This is a genomic window from Fuerstiella marisgermanici, from assembly GCF_001983935.1.
In the GTDB taxonomy this organism is placed as follows: domain Bacteria; phylum Planctomycetota; class Planctomycetia; order Planctomycetales; family Planctomycetaceae; genus Fuerstiella; species Fuerstiella marisgermanici.
The window spans coordinates 6,334,580-6,352,149 of record NZ_CP017641.1; the positions used below are offsets into that span (position 1 = coordinate 6,334,580).

The 17,570-nt window shown below is 57.2% G+C and carries 14 protein-coding genes and 1 tRNA gene; 6 read left to right on the forward strand and 9 right to left on the reverse strand.

The annotated features are described in order from the left end of the window. Positions 1-561 precede the first annotated feature (561 nt). Positions 562-897 carry a hypothetical protein gene (locus tag Fuma_RS23835; protein WP_145944344.1) on the forward strand — a complete coding sequence of 112 codons (336 nt, stop codon included), beginning with the start codon at positions 562-564 and terminating at the stop codon, positions 895-897. A 256-nt stretch (positions 898-1,153) separates the two neighbouring features. Further along, a complete protein-coding gene (locus tag Fuma_RS23840) occupies positions 1,154-1,627 on the forward strand; it encodes an FHA domain-containing protein (RefSeq protein ID WP_077026328.1) in 474 nt (157 codons plus the stop codon). Between the two features lie 117 nt (positions 1,628-1,744). Here Fuma_RS23840 and Fuma_RS23845 read toward each other — a convergent pair whose 3' ends face one another. The 3 genes from Fuma_RS23845 to Fuma_RS23855 all read right to left on the reverse strand — a co-directional run bounded on the left by Fuma_RS23845 (position 1,745) and on the right by Fuma_RS23855 (position 5,199). Further along, complete coding sequence (locus Fuma_RS23845) at positions 1,745-2,443, reverse strand: hypothetical protein (RefSeq protein ID WP_145944345.1); 699 nt, start codon at positions 2,441-2,443, stop codon at positions 1,745-1,747. A 195-nt stretch (positions 2,444-2,638) separates the two neighbouring features. After that, positions 2,639-3,904: a phosphopyruvate hydratase gene (eno, locus tag Fuma_RS23850; protein ID WP_077026330.1), complete on the reverse strand. Its 1,266-nt coding sequence runs from the start codon at positions 3,902-3,904 to the stop codon at positions 2,639-2,641. A gap of 107 nt (positions 3,905-4,011) precedes the next feature. After that, positions 4,012-5,199, reverse strand: coding sequence for a pyridoxal-phosphate-dependent aminotransferase family protein (locus tag Fuma_RS23855; RefSeq protein ID WP_077028516.1), 1,188 nt, complete (start codon positions 5,197-5,199; stop codon positions 4,012-4,014). Between the two features lie 408 nt (positions 5,200-5,607). Between Fuma_RS23855 and purH the strand changes: the two genes are divergently transcribed. Further along, on the forward strand, positions 5,608-7,206 hold the full coding sequence (purH, locus tag Fuma_RS23860) for a bifunctional phosphoribosylaminoimidazolecarboxamide formyltransferase/IMP cyclohydrolase (RefSeq protein WP_077028517.1): 1,599 nt from the start codon (positions 5,608-5,610) through the stop codon (positions 7,204-7,206). A gap of 23 nt (positions 7,207-7,229) precedes the next feature. Here the strand turns inward: purH and Fuma_RS23865 are convergent, their stop codons facing one another. Together Fuma_RS23865 and Fuma_RS23870 are read right to left on the reverse strand one after the other, a co-directional pair. Beyond that, the gene (locus Fuma_RS23865) at positions 7,230-9,062 is read right to left on the reverse strand and encodes an efflux RND transporter periplasmic adaptor subunit (protein ID WP_145944346.1); all 1,833 of its coding nucleotides are present in this window, start codon (positions 9,060-9,062) and stop codon (positions 7,230-7,232) included. 55 nt (positions 9,063-9,117) lie between these two features. Continuing rightward, entirely contained in the window at positions 9,118-9,669 is a 552-nt protein-coding gene (locus Fuma_RS23870) for a DUF2617 family protein (RefSeq protein ID WP_077026332.1), read from the reverse strand. A gap of 381 nt (positions 9,670-10,050) precedes the next feature. Between Fuma_RS23870 and Fuma_RS23880 the strand changes: the two genes are divergently transcribed. From Fuma_RS23880 to Fuma_RS23890, 3 genes are all read left to right on the forward strand, one after another. After that, positions 10,051-11,361 carry a Gfo/Idh/MocA family protein gene (locus Fuma_RS23880; protein WP_077026334.1) on the forward strand — a complete coding sequence of 437 codons (1,311 nt, stop codon included), beginning with the start codon at positions 10,051-10,053 and terminating at the stop codon, positions 11,359-11,361. A gap of 298 nt (positions 11,362-11,659) precedes the next feature. Next, a complete protein-coding gene (trpB, locus tag Fuma_RS23885) occupies positions 11,660-12,883 on the forward strand; it encodes a tryptophan synthase subunit beta (RefSeq protein ID WP_077026335.1) in 1,224 nt (407 codons plus the stop codon). After that, positions 12,883-13,122: a SlyX family protein gene (locus tag Fuma_RS23890; protein WP_077026336.1), complete on the forward strand. Its 240-nt coding sequence runs from the start codon at positions 12,883-12,885 to the stop codon at positions 13,120-13,122. The genes trpB and Fuma_RS23890 overlap by 1 nt, the downstream gene beginning before the upstream one ends. A 29-nt stretch (positions 13,123-13,151) precedes the next feature. Here Fuma_RS23890 and Fuma_RS23895 read toward each other — a convergent pair whose 3' ends face one another. The 4 genes from Fuma_RS23895 to ftsH form a co-directional block, all read right to left on the reverse strand. Further along, positions 13,152-13,751: an ATP-dependent Clp protease proteolytic subunit gene (locus Fuma_RS23895; RefSeq protein ID WP_077026337.1), complete on the reverse strand. Its 600-nt coding sequence runs from the start codon at positions 13,749-13,751 to the stop codon at positions 13,152-13,154. A gap of 77 nt (positions 13,752-13,828) precedes the next feature. Then, a tRNA-Phe gene (locus tag Fuma_RS23900) sits at positions 13,829-13,901 on the reverse strand. A gap of 157 nt (positions 13,902-14,058) precedes the next feature. Then, positions 14,059-15,156: a deoxyhypusine synthase family protein gene (locus Fuma_RS23905; protein WP_077026338.1), complete on the reverse strand. Its 1,098-nt coding sequence runs from the start codon at positions 15,154-15,156 to the stop codon at positions 14,059-14,061. Between the two features lie 14 nt (positions 15,157-15,170). Further along, positions 15,171-17,180 carry an ATP-dependent zinc metalloprotease FtsH gene (gene ftsH, locus Fuma_RS23910; protein WP_083732280.1) on the reverse strand — a complete coding sequence of 670 codons (2,010 nt, stop codon included), beginning with the start codon at positions 17,178-17,180 and terminating at the stop codon, positions 15,171-15,173. Between the last annotated feature and the right edge of the window lie 390 nt (positions 17,181-17,570).

Genomic DNA, 17,570 nt, shown 5'->3' on the forward strand with positions numbered 1-17,570 from the left:
CTCGCTCAGAATCCGTTCCGGAAGGTGCGACGCTGAGGGGTTCGAAAAAATTCGAGTTCAGACGTCTGTGAGGAATCGGAATTCAAAGTCCAACACCCACCTCTGAATACTTTCGGCAGGTTCTGCCGGTCACTTGAGGAAAAACGCCCAGTGCCAAACCACGGACGTCTAACTGGACAGTGCCATGTTGGTGCGAATGGTAACCCGAAGTGTAAGCGAGGGATCGAGTTGCGACGAATCCCTCGCTTACGCATCGGGTTACCCAAAACACGGCCCAACGACCAAAGGTGGCGCTGTCCAGCTAAGGCTTGTCGTTCCAAAATCCTGGCCAGCCGAGTGCTGTGGAATATCGCTTTCTCCAGCGGCGCATGTACTCAAAACGACGACGGTTGTCGCGGTTTCGATTTCACAAAGATACGGTAATTCAACCGCCATGGTTGCCATAAATGTCACAGGGGGAACGATTTGCGCGCAACCGGCAAAATCGGCACGTACTTCGCATTGGTGGATGGCAGGGACCTTGTTTTAAGGTTTCCAAGACAGGAACCGAGGAGAACGAAAATGAAGAAGAAGTTACTAGTGGCGGCCTGTGCACTGCTCGCGTTCGGCGCGCTCGGTGTAGGCAGCAACGAAGCCGCAGCTCAATGCGGCTACGGTGGTGGTTATGGCGGCGGGTTCGGTGGTGGATACGGCTATTCAGCACCGCGGCGGTCGTCGTTTAGTATCGGCATCGGCTATAGCAGTGGCTATCGAGGCTCAAGCTACTACCATGGTGGTGGCGGCTATGGGCGCGGCCGAGGTCACTACGACTACCATCCGACAACTGTCATCCGCCATCGGAATCACTACCACGTGAATCCGGGGCACTACCACTTCCATCGTGGTCGCCACTTCTAAGCCCCAGGCGCCCAGAACCCACCAGCTCGGCTTTTCCAAAAAGCCGGGCTTTTTTCATGCGCCGCGCGTACACCGGAGCAGAATCCGGGTACATCGCACTCGGAATGCAGACGGACTATTCATTTGACGGTCCCCTGGGACAGCCTTATCTTCACACAATCGGCACGGTCAATCGGACGGGCCACGACCATTATTGTCGATGTGCAGATGACAAAGTCTGTCTTTCCCAAAACGATAGCAAATAGAAATCGGAATAATGCTCGGAGAGCTAAACCCTTGCGGCGGCGGCGATGTCATTGGGCTGACGGAAGAACGAATGGTGGTCGGCCGTCGTTCTAATTGCGACATTACTCTGCGGTTTAACAACGTATCTAACCAGCACTGTGAGCTGGAATTTCGCAGTGGCTACTGGTTCGCCAAAGACCTGGGCAGCAGCAACGGCACTCAGGTGAACGGCATTGAACTGGATATCGAACCCAAGTGCGTTTTGCCGGGTGACGAAATTATGTTTGCCACTCACGCCTATCACATCAACTACAGCGTGGATGCCGATGCCAAACTGCCCGAAGAAGAAAACCCGCTCGAAATGAGCCTCATGGAAAAAGCGGGCCTGCAGTCACGCCGACGGGACACCAACCTCAACGAACCAGCACGTCAGTCCAGCTCACGCAGTAAGCGGCGTTCCAGCCCCAGAGACGAGTTCCTTATCGCCTGGTTCCCCGAAGAATAGCCAGGCCGGGCCGGTACGCACCGGCGGGCGGTTGGCGTGGCGAGCTTGGTGAGCGGAGTGAGAGCGGAGTGAGAGCGGAAGCGCCGGCGTTGGGTCCCGGGGCACGCAGACGTGTGGTTATGTTTCGTCGACGGTGGAATCGGCTGCGTCAGCTGTTGGCTCAGTCGGCTGCTGCATGTACCGTCGCACAGGTAGCAAAGCGGTAGCCTTCATCAGGCGACCTGCGGAATGCACGAGGTTGCTACCAGCGTCGTTGAAGAACGTGAATGCGAAGACGATTAGACAGGCCGAAAACGAGAGCAGGCCGGTGCGCAATCCAGATCGTGTAGCGAGACTCATGATGAATCCGTGGTATGGCGGCTGATTCGGAGTGTTTGGTCGATCAACCGCTTCGTCCGCCGTGTAGCCAAACAGCAGGTTGCCGCTGACGGGAATGAATTCTTCGTTGTCGCTGACTTTCGGCTTCGACAAGCCCGCGAGGCGCTGTACGAATTCCGGATCCGTTTTCAAAGCTACTTCGACTCGTTCCAGATAGTCGACGTCGTCTTCCAAAGCGATCATCCGTTCGGCGTTGAGACGGTATTCATGCCGCACCCGATTCCACACGGCAAATTTAGGTGCCAAAGCGACCACGGCATACACGCTGGCTGACACTAACAACGCAAACCAGAAACACAGCGACACCGCCCAGGAAGCTGCACCGTCAGCCGGCTGCGCGATCGTTTGATCGGCGTCAGTGGCGAGTGTTTCAGTTTCGGACGGTGGATCCAGCATAAAGTTCGACGCGTTTTTTTTTGACGGTATTTGACGCTGCACGACGTTCGCCTGGTCAGGCTGATGACGTCAGTTCGCCATTCAGTCTGCTCATCGCGAAAAAGAAGCCCGGCCTTTTCAAAAAGCCGGGCTTCGAACTCAATTCTTGATCGCTGCGACGAACGGGAGTACCGCCGGCGCTTTAGCTTTCAAAGCGTCAAACGCCCACCACGCCTATCGGCTGGCGGGCCGTCCCGCCTAGATGGTGCCGCCGAAGGTGGCGGTGTCGCCGAGGATTTCTTCGATTCGCAGCAGTTGGTTGTACTTACAAATGCGGTCCGTTCGACTGGCCGAACCTGTCTTGATCTGGCCGGTGCGAAGAGCGACCGCGAGGTCCGCAATCGTGTTGTCTTCTGTTTCACCGGATCGGTGACTCATCACAGCCGTGTAACCGTTTTGGTAAGCCATCTGAACGGCCTGAATAGTTTCAGTCAGTGTTCCGATCTGGTTTACTTTAACGAGGATACTATTTGCGACGCCCTTTTCGATTCCCTGACTCAGACGCTTTGCGTTGGTTACAAACAGGTCGTCGCCGACAAGCTGACACTTGCTACCAATCGTATCGGTCAGCTTCTTCCAGCCATCCCAGTCGTCTTCGTCCAAACCGTCTTCGATGCTGCAAATTGGGTACTTGTCGACCCACGAAGCCAGCAACTCAACCATTCCGTCAGAATCGAGCGCCTTGCCTTCCAGGGTGTAGGTGCCGTCTTTGTGGAATTCAGAAGCGGCACAGTCCAGAGCGATCTTGATCTGCTCGCCCGGCTTGTAGCCCGCATTTTCGATCGCCGTCAGGATGACTTCGATCGCTTCCTGATTTGTCTTCAGGTCGGGTGCGAAGCCACCTTCATCGCCGACGGCCGTTGAAAGGCCCTTGTCCGCCAGCACTTTCTTCAGGGCATGAAAGGTTTCCGTACCGGCTCGCAGCGAATCGCTGAAGGAGTCGAAACCCAGTGGCATCACCATGAATTCCTGAATATCGATCCCGTTGTTGGCATGTTCGCCACCATTGATGATGTTCATCATCGGAGCGGGCAGGCAGTTGGCTCCCACACCACCGAGGTAGCGGAATAGTGGAAGGTAGCTGACCTTGGCGGCTGCGTGAGCCGCGGCAAGTGAGCACGCCAGAATTGCGTTTGCCCCCAGGCGAGACTTGTTTTCCGTTCCATCAAGTTCCAGCATGATGCCGTCGATCGTCGCCTGGTCGGCCACGTCCTGACCGATGATCGCGCCGGCGATTTCTTCGTTCACATTCTGTACCGCCTGCAACACACCTTTGCCGAGGTAACGAGACTTGTTGTCGGTGTCCCGAAGTTCGCAGGCTTCGTGAGCTCCCGTGCTGGCTCCGCTGGGCACGGCCGCTCGGCCGACCACTTCGTCTTCAACGGTGATGTCAACTTCGACGGTAGGGTTGCCGCGGCTGTCAAGAATTTCGCGGGCGTGAACGTCTGTAATGGCCATACTCATAGGAGAGTTCCTTAGTGATTTGAGATGTAGGATTTCAAATTCGAGATGTGAACTTTGAAATCGAGATATGAAATATTCAGATTCGAAATTGGAAACGAGCGACTCGCCTACGCCTTTAGATACCGGTCATTCGCGGCGGCAACTCCTGCTCCCGCGCCGGCTGCTTTGCCCTGCGTTGCAAGGCATTGCTCAAGTGCCGCGAGGAACAACAGCACGTTGGGCTTCTGAGCGGCATCGCCCATCAGTCCGATTCGCCAGGTCTTGCCTTTCATTGGGCCAAGTCCGCCGCCGATTTCTATACCGAATTCGTTAAGAAGCTGTTTGCGAACGCCCGCATCGTCGACTCCGTCCGGAATTAACACCGAATTCAGCATTGGTAAACTGTGTTCGGCATTGGCGACCGAGTAGCCGATACCCATCGCTTCCAGGCCGGCCTTCAACGCTTCGTGATGCAGGCGATGGCGGGCAAACCGTGCGTCCAGACCTTCTTCCAGCACAAGCCGCAACGCCTGGTGAAGGCCGTAGTTCATGTTGATCGGAGCTGTGTGGTGGTACGCTCGATCGCCGCCCCAATAGTTTCGCAGCATGCTGATGTCCAGATACCAGCTTGCCACTTTTGTCTTCCGAGCGTCCATCACTCCCAGTGCTTTGGGGCTGAATGTGACTGGTGCCAGGCCGGGCGGACAACTGAGGCACTTCTGAGAACCACTGTAGGCCGCATCGATATTAAGCTTGTCGATTTCCACCGGCAGACCAGCCAGCGATGTCACACAGTCGACCAGCAACAGAGCACCCGCGTCGTGGACAACCTTGCTGATTTCTTCCAGCGGCTGCAACGCTCCGGTGGAAGTTTCCGCGTGAACGATGCCGACCACTTTTGGTTTGTGTTGATCAACGGCCTTTGCGATGTCTTCTGTGCTGAACACTTCGCCGAATGGACGTTCCAGCTTGGTAACGTCCGCTCCTGCACGGCCCGCCACGTCCGCCATTCGCCCACCGAACACTCCGTTCTGGCAGGCGATCATTTTGTCGCCCGGTTCAATCAGGTTGACGACGCAGGCTTCCATCCCGGCACTACCGGTGCCGCTGATCGCCATGGTCATCTGGTTGTCGGTTTGAAACACCTGCCGCAGCATTGTCTGGACTTCGTCCATGATCTGCAGAAAGTAGGGATCGAGATGCCCGACAGTGGGCGCTGCCATTGCCGCCAGCACGCTGGGATGAATGTCACTCGGCCCCGGCCCCATCAGGGTACGAACCGGCGGATGGATCGGTTTGAAAGCTGTGGAATTCATGTCAATCTGAACTTCAGAATAACGGCGTCCGCCGGTGACCGGAAAAATCTGGAATGGATCGGGCACCATAGCAACCGCAGGCCGCTCCTGAAAACGCGAGCCGCGTTGGGCACGTGCTAATTCGCACATTCGAGAGCCGGATTCCGACCCGAAGTGAGGGCGTTTTCCTCCATTTTCTGCCCTCAGACGGCGGCCGCTGGCCACGGTCACCAAGCGTGTGCCGACCGAAGATGGCAAGGCGTGCCGTTCTACCATCCCACCCCAACTCGCCTACCACGCCAATCGCGCGCCGGTGACTTCTGGCCGCTTGACCACGGCGGATGCGTTCGGTAGCTTCTCCGAGCCGCTGGCGAGCACCTGCCAGCGGCTTTTTTGCTTTAAAAAACTGAACGAAACGAAGTCATGAACATGGCCGCACCGCAACGAGCTCTGGTGAGTGTCAGCAACAAAGATGGCCTGGACACATTCGTCAAAGGCCTTGTCGATTTGGGGTTTGAAATCCTTTCGACCGGAGGAACTCGCAAATATCTTGAAGCCGCAGGCATCCCGGTGATCGACGTTACCACGTACACCGAATTCCCGGAAATCATGGACGGCCGCGTCAAAACGCTGCACCCGAAAGTGCACGGCGCGATTCTGGGGCGGCCCACTCTGCCGTCCGATGCAGAAGCGATTGCTGAGCACGGGATCGTGCCATTTCAGGTGGTGGTGTGTAATCTGTACCCCTTCGAACAGACCATCGCCAAGCCGGACGTCACCATTCCGGAAGCTATCGAACAGATCGACATCGGCGGACCGTCGATGGTGCGATCGGCCGCTAAAAATCACGCTCATGTGGCCATCGTCACGTCGCCCGGTCAGTACAGCGATGTGCTGTCGCGCATGAGGGATGACTGCATGGACGAGCTGTTCCGCCGCAAACTGGCGGCCGCCGCGTTCGAAACAACGGCAACTTACGATCGAGCCATCGCCAACTACATGGCGAAAATCACGGCCGATGAAACTCCGTCTTCCGACGCTGCCACCGATCCGACAGAAGCGCACTGGGACGAATCACTAACACTGTCGCTGCGATTGAAGAACACACTCCGTTACGGTGAGAACCCTCATCAGCGGGCCGCGTTTTACGTCGAACCCAACGCCCCCGCGACGTCGATCGCTCATGCCGAACAACTGAACGGCAAGGAGCTTTCTTATAACAACCTGATGGACCTGGACGCCGCGAAAACAATTGTCGGCGACTTCGATCAGCCCGCTGCCTGTGTGATTAAGCACAACAATCCCTGCGGCTGTGCTCAGGCCGAATCGCTGGCCGATGCGTACGAAAACGCTCATGCGGGCGATCCCGTCAGCGCCTTTGGATCGATCGTCGGACTAAACCGGACGGTCGATGTCGCGACGGCCGAATGCCTGTGTGAACCCGGTCGGTTTATCGAAGCCATTGTCGCCCCGGACTACGAACCGGCCGCTCTGGAAATTCTGACGACGAAGCCGAAATGGAAAAACAACGTCCGGTTGATGAAGTCCGTCTTTTCTGACGAAGGCAAAGGCGCCCTGGAATACCGGCGCGTGTCTGGCGGTCTGCTGGTTCAGGATCGCGACGACCTGCCTCAATCGGACAGCGATTGGAAAGTTGTTACTGCTCGCAAACCTACGGATGCCGAACTGTCGGACCTGCGATTCGCATGGAAGGTCTGTCGGCATGTGAAGTCGAACGCGATTGTATTCGCCAAAGGCGGCATGCTGTTAGGTGCCGGGGCAGGGCAGATGAGTCGCCTGGATAGCTGCTTCATCGCGGGCATGAAAGCAGGCGAACGCAGCGCGAATGCTGTTGTGGCGAGTGACGCGTTCTTCCCGTTTCGCGACGGTATCGATGAAGTTCAGACGGCGGGAATCAGAGCCGTTATTCAGCCGGGCGGTTCTCGCAACGATCCGGAAGTCATCGCGGCGTGCAACGAACACGACATGGCGATGGTCTTCACCGGCCGCCGCCATTTTCGTCACTAAACCGACACTAAGCGGTCAGACGGTCACAGCCACGTGTTCCGCTGGACGAATTCAATCACCTTGCGGAACCACACATAGCCGGCGGAGAATCGGCCGCAGGAAATGTAGGCGACGACGCCGGAACCCGGGCGTTGGTCCTGAAAACCCTCGCCATCGACCTGTGCCACGGCCAGTGTCGACAGCGTTCCTGCGGCGTCAAGCTCCGTCGATGCGGCCAGCGATTGCAGGTGAGTCTGCCGAAACGTCTCCGGCGAAGTTTCCAGAGCGAAGCTGACGAGCAGATTCGTATCGGAACTGGCAATCGCGTTTAGCACGTGCCGAGCGTCGGCTTCGGGAACTCTTAGATCAAGCTGCCAGCCGGATTTGGGGTCCGCCACCTCAAACAGATACTGCCCGCGCTGTACCGGGCGACCGAAAAGCAACTGTTTTAGCCGGTCTCCAAAGACCTGCCCGTCCATTCGAGCGACCACTTTTAAGTCGGCAATTCGCTGATTCAATATTTGAGCCTGCCGCGTCAGTGAAGCCGTTTTTTCCGTCAGCTCCACTTGCTCCGCAGATAGCTGAGTGTCATTGCGTGCGTCGCGATCGCCGCGCATGGCGTCGATCGCAGCCAGTCGAGCGACCGCTGTCGCTAGTTCGCCGTCGATGGCTTCGCGTTGCACCTGCAGGTCTTCGTTTTCGAGAACGCACAGCGTCATGTCCGCTGTCACTTCGCCACCATCGTCCACAAAAATGTCCGCGATCGTGCCATCGTCCGGGGCAAAGACGAACCTTCGACTGACGGGCACCAGCTCACCGTAAACCTCAATCCGCAGCTCAGCCGGCACCAACCACAGCGCGACCAAAGCCAGCGCGGGAACCAGCAACAACATGGCGGCTCGCGGACGCAGTACCGAACGCCACATTCGGCTCAATTGTCCAGCGAAGGTCGACCGAGCGAGCGTGTCGCTGTTGGCGAAGCCGATCACTGCGTGTCGACAGATTTGATCGATGTGCGAAAGCTGAGACTCACTGAACTCGGCCTCGTTTTCAAAAACGGCCGCCCACGTCGCGTCCTGCCATCGCTTCGATTCTCCCAGCGGCACGATGACTCGACCAGCCGCATTTTCATCGGGCGTACCCGAAGCCGCGCCTTCCACCCACTGACAAATCTGCCGAGCGGCATCGGAACGCTGATTGGGCTGACTGACGCCCGTGGTCGCCGCCAGTTCCCAGCGGCGACTGCCAATGCGGCGAGCCACGGCAACTCGGCGGCAATCCAGCACGGCCGCTCCGTCTGTGGCGAGCGTGTTGGCGATCACCTGCGGATCAAGACTGCCGTGCAGTTGAGCCACCAGCGCGGCAAGCGAGTTTTCACGGTCCGAATGCTGCAGGTGGCGTTCCAGCATGCGGCGGCGTTGCAGGTCGGCGAAGACGTCGGCCAGTTGAATCAATAAATCTTCGTCAACCGCCTGATCGCTTTCGGTGACGTCCAACACCAGTTCGTGGTCACCCACCAATGTCGCACCGGCCAGAAGTCGACGTCTGTCGGACGACGATTCGGCGGGCAGAACGGCCACGTCACCCACACCAACCGAAGCCACTTTGGACTGAGTGTCAGCGTCGGGCTCGCTGTCACCCAACCAACCCAGCGACGCAACTTCGCGCTGATGCGTTTTCCACAACACGACGCAGGAAAGCGAAAGGCGATCGCGTGTTTCGTGCAGCAAAAATGGAAGGAAGTCATTCGCGCCGTCTGCCGCTCGATGACGTCGCGCGGCGGCTTCGAGCAGGCCGTCCAGCGACACTGTCTGCGTTCCATTTCCTGCAGCGCTCACGTTTGGCTCCGGCGAATTTCCCTGGCACGGCGAAGGCATGCAATTACCTTCCGTCCGGAAATATAGCCGAAGCGCAGCTCGTTCGCGAGATCGTTCAGTCGGTGTTCAGCAACTCGAACAACGTTTGAGTTCTTAGCACTGCCGCGTTGTCTGGGAATGTGTGGAAGGCATGGACGACAAGGCCTTCCGGCAGAATGTCGCACTTTAACAGGCTGATACATTCCGGACTTTGCGGCGAGGAACCGGGAAAGATCGTCGACAGCGTCGCGTTGCGAGCGTCGACTTCGAATTCCCGATGCAGCTGCAGATACACGTCCAACGGCACGTGCTCCAGCTGATAGCTGCAGTGGTAACGCACAGTAGGCAGGTCCAACATGTGAGTGCGGTAGCCAATCAGCCGACGATCGATAACGCGGCGATTGACCGGCAAGTCTTCCTGACGAGTCGCCGCCACTTCTGTGATGATGGCGTCATCGGACTGAAATTCCAATAAGTGGCCCGTCCGGCCAATTCGCAACCGCGCCTTGTTGCCGCCGAATCGCAGAGTGCACGCGGCTGACGAATCGAACAGTTCCGGGTGAATGGGGCGTTCGAATGTTCGTAGCAGCATGTCCGCTGCATCGGGTCGAGTGAGTTGCAATTGCATAAGATTGCCTGTCCGTGAATGGTAGATTTCAGAGATGACTGAAGTCAGAAAGGTCCACCGAGTATAGGACTGTTCCCGGAACAAACGACAGTCGGAAATCACGCCTGGCGGGAATTGAAGAAATTGCCAATTTCACGCGCAACTCTATTTTCTTTTCGTTCCGCATCGTGTTAGTGATCTTCAGCAACAGACCGGCGCGGTGGATTCGCGACCAGGTTTCCGTTAGCTTCCCGTGCGACACGATGAGCGAAACTGGCCGTTAATCGGCGTCAATAGATGCGAATAATCGTGTTTATGATTCGCAAACATTTGTGTCGACGACAGATCAATCCCTGCTGCCCTCCTCATTCCCATTCCACCATTCATTTGAACACCAGGTCCATGTCAGATTCTCCACGCTCCCTTAAGGTTGCCATCATTGGTGGCGGCATGTTCTTCGACGACATCATCGGTCAGACATTCAAAGACTTCATTCGCGGCGGCATCGCCGGATCGCTGAACAGCATCGGCATGAGTCACCTTGCCCCCGCCGTGGCCAACGTCGGCATCGACGTGTGTGCCATTGGAACTCGCAGCCAATCCAGCGGCACGGCCGGTCGCATCGTCGACTGGTTTGCCACAGACTTTCCCGGGCAAACGATGGAAGCCTGCTACGGCGACGCCGTTTGGAATGACATTCTGGCCAATCACAAGCCGGACGTGCTGTTCGTCGCGACGCCGGACAACGTTCACACGCAACCAATTCTGGACGCTCTGGACGCCGGCGTCGACGTCATCACAGAAAAGCCGCTGTGCCTGAAAACCAGCGAAGCGGACGCCATTATCGCGAAAGCCAAAGACGCCGGACGCATCGTCGCCTGCGATATGCACAAACGATACGACCCATTCGTACGAGAAATGATGCTGAAAGCGCCAGAACAATACGGCACCATCAACCGCGTGCGAGCCGTCCTGGAAGAGCCACTAGAAGTCAGCACGGAAATCTTCGCATGGGCCGAAGAAAGCAATCCGTTCGCGTACGTCGGCTGCCACTGGCTGGACGTCGTCCATCACTACATGGATGTCAAACCGGTATCCGTCTTTGCGACCGGTCAGAAGAATCTGCTGCTGAACTGGGACAAACATCACGTCGAAATTGCCAAACGACGCGACGTCGACCCTTCGACATTCAAACGGCAGGGATCGATCAACACCTGGGACAGCATCGACGTGGCCGTGACGTACGACAACGGCATGCGAGGCGATTACAACAACAACTGGATTAACCCGGCCGAATTCGAAGGTGCCGTGAACCAGGAAATCGAACTCTACGGCATCTACGGCCGCGGCATGGTGGACCAGCAGGACCGCGGCTACCGCGAAGCCATCATCGGGGATGGTTCTCGCACGCGAAACCCGTCCTTCGGCGGCCGTATTCGGCACAAAGGCGGTCATCTGGAAATCTTCGGCTACGGAAAAGCGTCTATTGCTGCCGGTCTGCTGGCCATCATCCGGCGTCGTATTCTGGGCGAGTCAATGGAAACGCTCCACGACACGTATCCCACCGCCGCCAGCCAGCGCGACATCGTGCAGGTGATCGAAGCCGCATCTGCAGTGGCAGAAAAGAATTACGAAGCGTTCAGTGCCGGCCGCGGCACACCAGCGACCGCGTTGCTGACGGAGTCTGGGTTTGACCTGGTCGGCGCTTCGTAGCTCAACAAAGTAGCCATCACTGTCCCAGTGATGAACGCCGGAGATTCCGGTCTTCAGACGGGCAGGCTGCTCCGCAATCATATCTTTTCGAACCGAATCGTCCGTGAGAAACGCCACTGCCTTTTTACTTCGCCTCTGCGGGGCATCGTCACTGGGACAGTGACGGCTACTTTTCGGCGGCAGCCCGTTTTGAATCTTCCGGCGGAAGGCTAGAATGGGCTCAGCAAGACCGGGACGACCACGGCAGCGCAAAACCCTTCGGTCCGTCGACTCACACAGAACGAAAACAACGACATAAATGGCTACTGACACACCAACAAAGGCACCCCTAAGTGCCGTTCCTGATGATCGTGGTCGATTCGGCGAATTCGGGCGACGCTACGTGCCCGAAACGCTGATGTTCGCGCTCGATGAGCTGACTCGGGCGTATGAGGACGCGAAGAAGGATCCCGAATTCGATCGGGAATTCCGTGACCTGCTGAAGAACTACGTGGGCCGCCCGAACCCGTTGTACTTTGCCGAACGCCTGACTGAAAAATGCGGCGGAGCCAAAATCTACTTCAAACGAGAAGACCTGAACCTCACGGGTGCTCACAAAATCAACAACACCATTGGCCAGGTGCTGCTGACAAAACGCATGGGCAAAACTCGGATCATCGCCGAAACCGGGGCAGGGCAGCATGGCGTGGCCACGGCCACCGCCTGTGCGAGATTCGGATTCCCGTGCGTGGTGTACATGGGCGAAGAAGATGTGCGGCGGCAAAAGCTGAACGTGTTCAATATGAGAACGATGGGCGCGGAAGTACGTCCGGTTACGACCGGCAGCAGGACTCTGCGAGATGCGATTAACGAAGCGATGCGAGACTGGATGGCGTCGGTTCGGGACACGCATTACATCATCGGCAGCGTCGTGGGACCGCATCCATTTCCGATGATGGTGCGAGACTTTCAGTCAGTGATCGGTGTCGAAGCTCGAGCTCAGTCGCTGGAAAACATCGGCCAGCTGCCCGATGAAGTGATTGCCTGCGTGGGCGGCGGCTCGAATTCGGCGGGCATGTTTTATCCATTTGTGGACGACGAAGGAGTGGCCTTAACCGGCGTGGAAGCGGGAGGACGAGGCGCCAAGTTGGGCGATCATGCCAGCACACTAACCTACGGCCAGCCCGGAATTCTTCACGGCAGTTACAGCTACGTTTTGCAGAACGACGACGGCCAAACGTCAGACGTCCATTCGATTTCTGCCGGACTGGATTATCCCGGCGTGGGTCCGGAACACAGCTTCTGGAAGGACACGGGCCGAGTCAACTACGTCAGCGCCAATGACGACGAAGCGTTGACGGCATTTCAAACAATGGCTCGCACAGAAGGCATTCTGCCCGCGATCGAAACGTCTCACGCCATCGCCTACGCCATGAAGTCGGCCGCCAACCGCAGCAAAGATGACGTCATTGTTGTGTGCCTGTCCGGACGCGGCGACAAGGACGTGAACGAGGTCGCTCGACTAACCGGGCAGGACGTCTGATGACCAAGCCCGACACTGACAATTCCACCAGCGACACGGAAGAACGGCTAATCCGCATCGAATCCGCGTTGGCCCATCTGCAGCACGACATTGAGCAATTGAATGCGTCGCTGACGAATCACTACGGGCGTATGGTGGTCTTCGAAGAGCGATTCTCGCGCATCGAACATGAGATTGAATCGCTAAGTGACGACAACGGGGATCGGACTCTACAGGACGAAAAACCGCCCCATTATTGATCTGCATCGCCCGGAACGGGCTCCGCAAATCAACGGATCTCCTGCCACGGCTTTTCCAATTCGAACGGATCGAACAGTTTGGCCAGATCATGCTCCGCCAGTTCCTTGCCGCTTACAAATCGGCCGGGACGCGTCCACGTTTCCAGCAGGGCCGCATCCATTGGAAACAGCTTCGCCAGCAGTCCGTCAAGGTCGCCTTCCAGCTGTTTGAAGTGCCTGGCCCATTCGGTGGCTTCTTCCAGGCGAACGTCTTCCTCTGATTGCCACCTCATGGGGTGAAACAGCATTGTGCTGAAAGGCGTGACAAACCGCTTTTCACAGGCCGCAAACGGCATCAATGCGGCTGATGAGCATTCCCCCACAACGACTGCAGTGGCGCGAAGTTCTCGCGTGCGGATTAACGTGGCCAGCGCGAGACCCGCATAGACGCTGCCGCCGCCGGAGTCGAAGTAGATGACGCCCTTGCTGCGAAGCGGAACGTCAACCAGGCGAGCCAGCAGGTCAGACTGCCGGTCGCCCACATCGCCGGTAATTGTCACTTCCCACGGCTGCCGCTCATGCGACTTGGCTTCAATGTGGGACGGTGACGGATAAGGACGCAGCTTGCGGGCGTTTTCGTTGTCTGCCACAGCCAAAAATCCCAACGAAACGGCCCTTTGCGGGAAAGCGTTCCTGCAAAGGGCCACATGGTAAGTTTCGAAACTAATGGGCGGAGGGGGATTCGAACCCCCGACACCAGGATTTTCAGTCCTGTGCTCTACCAACTGAGCTATCCGCCCGGAAATCAAGATTCACTTCGATTTCGGAGCGAGGGAGTCTAATAGGCTGCCGAATCCGATACAAGGGTAGCAATCAGCTTTCGCTGACGTGATGCAACCCGGCGATGTCTGGCGACGATTAGGCGACTTGTACGACCGGAAGTGTTCCGCAATCGTGTCATTTGGTCGCCGCAGCCGCGTCCATTCGTTCAAACACCGCCTTGATCAGCAGCGGCAGAATCACGGTCGCATCAGAATACACTTCCGCAAACTGACCACCGTCCGCTTTGCTGAAGAACTTGCCCCAACTAACGCCTTCCGAATAGGTACAACCCGACAGGCCGCCCCAGTGGACTGGTTCCGGACAAATTCGGACGCCGTAGCGAAATCGCGGCGGCACAAAGTCGGTTCCGCAGCGGTCGTTCGTCACGTCGATGAACGGACCCACTTGTTGAGCCCAGTTGCGGGGAACGCCGCCGCCGATGGTGAAAATTCCAAGGTGTTCGAATTGCTTCACCCGTTCCGCGTACTGGAACAGGTCCAGAAACGGGTTGAACGGCGGCGTGTTTGCGAGCGTTTGCTGCAGCGTAGCGGACTTCTTCTCTTCGTCAGACAGATTTTGCAACGTGGCGGTGATCGCCCACGTGGAAAAGTCGAGGCCCAGTTCGCTATCGGTAAAAGCAGGGATAAAAACGGGCACGCCTTTCTCATAGGCGCTGCGAAGGATCCCTGTGCCCAGATCCTTTTCACTCAGACGTTTGCCGATGGCTCGACAGAACGTGTGAGACGACCAGACACCGCCGTCCGGGTGTTCTTCCTTCAGCACGTTGGCCACCATCTCTGACAGATCGTTCAGATTGGCCTCCATCTCCAGCGTGTCATAGATGCGGTTGTAGCCCTTTTCGAACAGCTCTTCGTCCGTCTGGTTCGCATCGGCTCGATAATGAGTCAACCCGATGGATTCCGTCAGGCCGTGAGCGATCAAAGCCCCCGTCGCAACGATGGCCTGGACACAGTCACGATCGATCAGATCGCAGACCATTTTTCCCTGCTTAGCCACCGTCATGGCACCGGAAATCGTCATCACAACGCCGCATGATTCGTCGCCGAACATGTTCGCCATGATACGAGCCGCTTCTCCGGCCGACCGACCGGAAAACGCCGTGTCTGACATTGCCGCCAGAAGGTCAGAAAAGTTGTGGACGTTGTCCAGATTTAAACTGACAAGCGGCTTTAAACCATCCGACCGGCCATCGTGAAGTTTTCGATGCTGCATGGTGCTAATCCGAACTAAGCGTCTTCTGTGGCCGACTTTTCCGAGTCTTCTGCCTGCCCCGGTCGTGGCCCGAGGATTTCGCGGATCTTCGCACTTTCCAGATCTTCGTGTTCCAGCAGTGCGTTGGCCAGAGCGTCCAGTTGGGTTCGATACCCGTTCAGCATGTCAATCGCAGTCTGATTCGCTTCTTTCAGAATTTCCTGCACTTCGACGTCGATGATGCGAGCGGTTTCGTCGCTGAATTCGCGGCCGGAATGCATTTCTTTGCCGAGAAACGGATGCTCTTCGGACTGCTTGAACGACACAGGCCCAACTTTTTCGGACATGCCCCAATTCGCCACCATATTGCGAGCAATGCGGGTAGCTTGAGCGATGTCGCCCGACGCGCCAGCGGAATATTCGTTGAACACGATCTTCTCTGCCGCACGACCACCCATCGCCATGATCAGCCGCTTCATCAGCGCGCTGCGACCGACGATGGGAATCTCTTTTTCGGGCATCAGTCGAGTCACGCCACCCGTGTTGCCTCGAGGAACGATCGACACCTTGTGAACCGGGTCCATGCCTTCCTGGTACCATGCCAGAACCGCGTGGCCAGCTTCGTGCCATGCCGTCAAACGTTTCTCTTCATCGTCGACCTGTTCGTCGCGGCGAGCTCCCATGACAATTAAATCTTCGGCGTAGTAGAAGTCTTCCATTTCGACTTTGCGTTTTTCTTCGCGAGCCGCCTTCAATGCCGCTTCGTTGACCAGCTTCTGCAATTCGGCTCCAGAATAGCCCATGGTGGCTTTGGCCAGTTCTTCAAGATCGACGTCGTCAGCCAGCGGCACCTTCTTGGAATGGACCTTCAAAATGCCGAGCCGTCCTTCGCGAGCCGGTCGGTCCACGGTGACGTGCCGATCGAAACGGCCAGGACGCAACAAGGCAGGGTCGAGCACATCATGACGGTTGGTGGCCGCGATCACGATCACGGCCTCCGTCTGCTCGAAGCCGTCCATTTCGCTCAGAATCTGGTTCAGCGTCTGTTCGCGTTCGTCATGCCCGCCGCCAACTCCAGCACCTCGAACACGACCGACCGCGTCGATTTCGTCGATAAAGATGATGCAGGGCGAAGCTTCGCGAGCGGTCTTAAACAGGTCTCGCACCCGGGTCGCACCGACGCCGACAAACATCTGAATGAATTCGGACCCATTAATCGAAAAGAACGGAACGCCCGCTTCGCCGGCGGTTGCACGAGCCAGCAGCGTTTTGCCTGTTCCCGGAGGGCCGACCAGCAGCACGCCTTTGGGAATCCGAGCCCCCAGCTTGGTGAACCGTTTCGGGTTCTTCAGGAATTCAACAATTTCCTGAAGGTCCTGCTTGGCCGACTTCAGCCCAGCCACGTCATCGTATGTGACCGGTTCTTCGCTGCGTTCGAACTTGCGAGCCGGGCTGCGGACAAAGCCGCCCATCATGCCGCCACCGCTGAACGGGTCAGAATTGCGGCGCATCATCAGGAAAAAGAAGCCCAGAATCAGCAGCGGCATCGACAGGTACATCAGGACTTCCATCCCGCGACTCATCGTCTGCCGTTCGGCATTCAATTCCAACGATCCAGCTTCGGCCTGAGCTTCCAGTTCTGCGGCCAGTTTGCTGTCTCCGGCGTAAACCGAAATCAGCACCGTGTGGAATTCGGCCTTCAGGTTGCCCACCAAAGCTTCGGGCACGTCGTCTTCCGGAACTTCTCTCCATTCGCCGGAAAGCAATTCGCCCTGAACGTCGACAGATTTGACGTTGTTGTTTTTCAACTGCTTCCAGAAGAAGCCGTACGGTACTTCCACGCCACGTTTGGCACCGCTGCTGAAGACGAAAAACAACGCCGCCAGGACCAGCAGAATGAATATCAACGTTGTCGGCGCGGAGTTTTTGCGAGGTTCTTCGCCTGGCTTTGTGCCCGGCTTTCCGCCGTGCTTACTAGGCGGCTTTCCACCGCCTGAGCCTGCCGGTTTTTGGCCGGAGGGGTTGTCTCCCGAAGGATCTGACATGGAGCTGGTTCTCTGATTCTATCGGCTGTTATCGTTACGGCTGATCAAGACCGCAGCGAAGACCGCGTCGCGTCTAAATCAGTGCGTGGGATGGTATTTCGTGGAACAAATTGCTGTCTGGCGCACTTCCCGAGCGAGCTTTGGAAGTCGCCCGAGCAATCGCGGGATTATAGGGGCTGGAGGTTAACCGACCGTGCGATTCGCTGCAATTCGCGTCGCGGCTGGCTTTTTCGCGAGAAAGCACCGGCAAGCGAGAACGCTGTGCGATTTCAGAGACCGGGAACTTCCAGGGTTGGTTTGCCTCATTTGACGGGGTATTATCCGCGCGCTGACCGACAGTGATCACGCGAACGTGTTGTCACTAAGTCACGTTTCTTCTGGCACCTGATT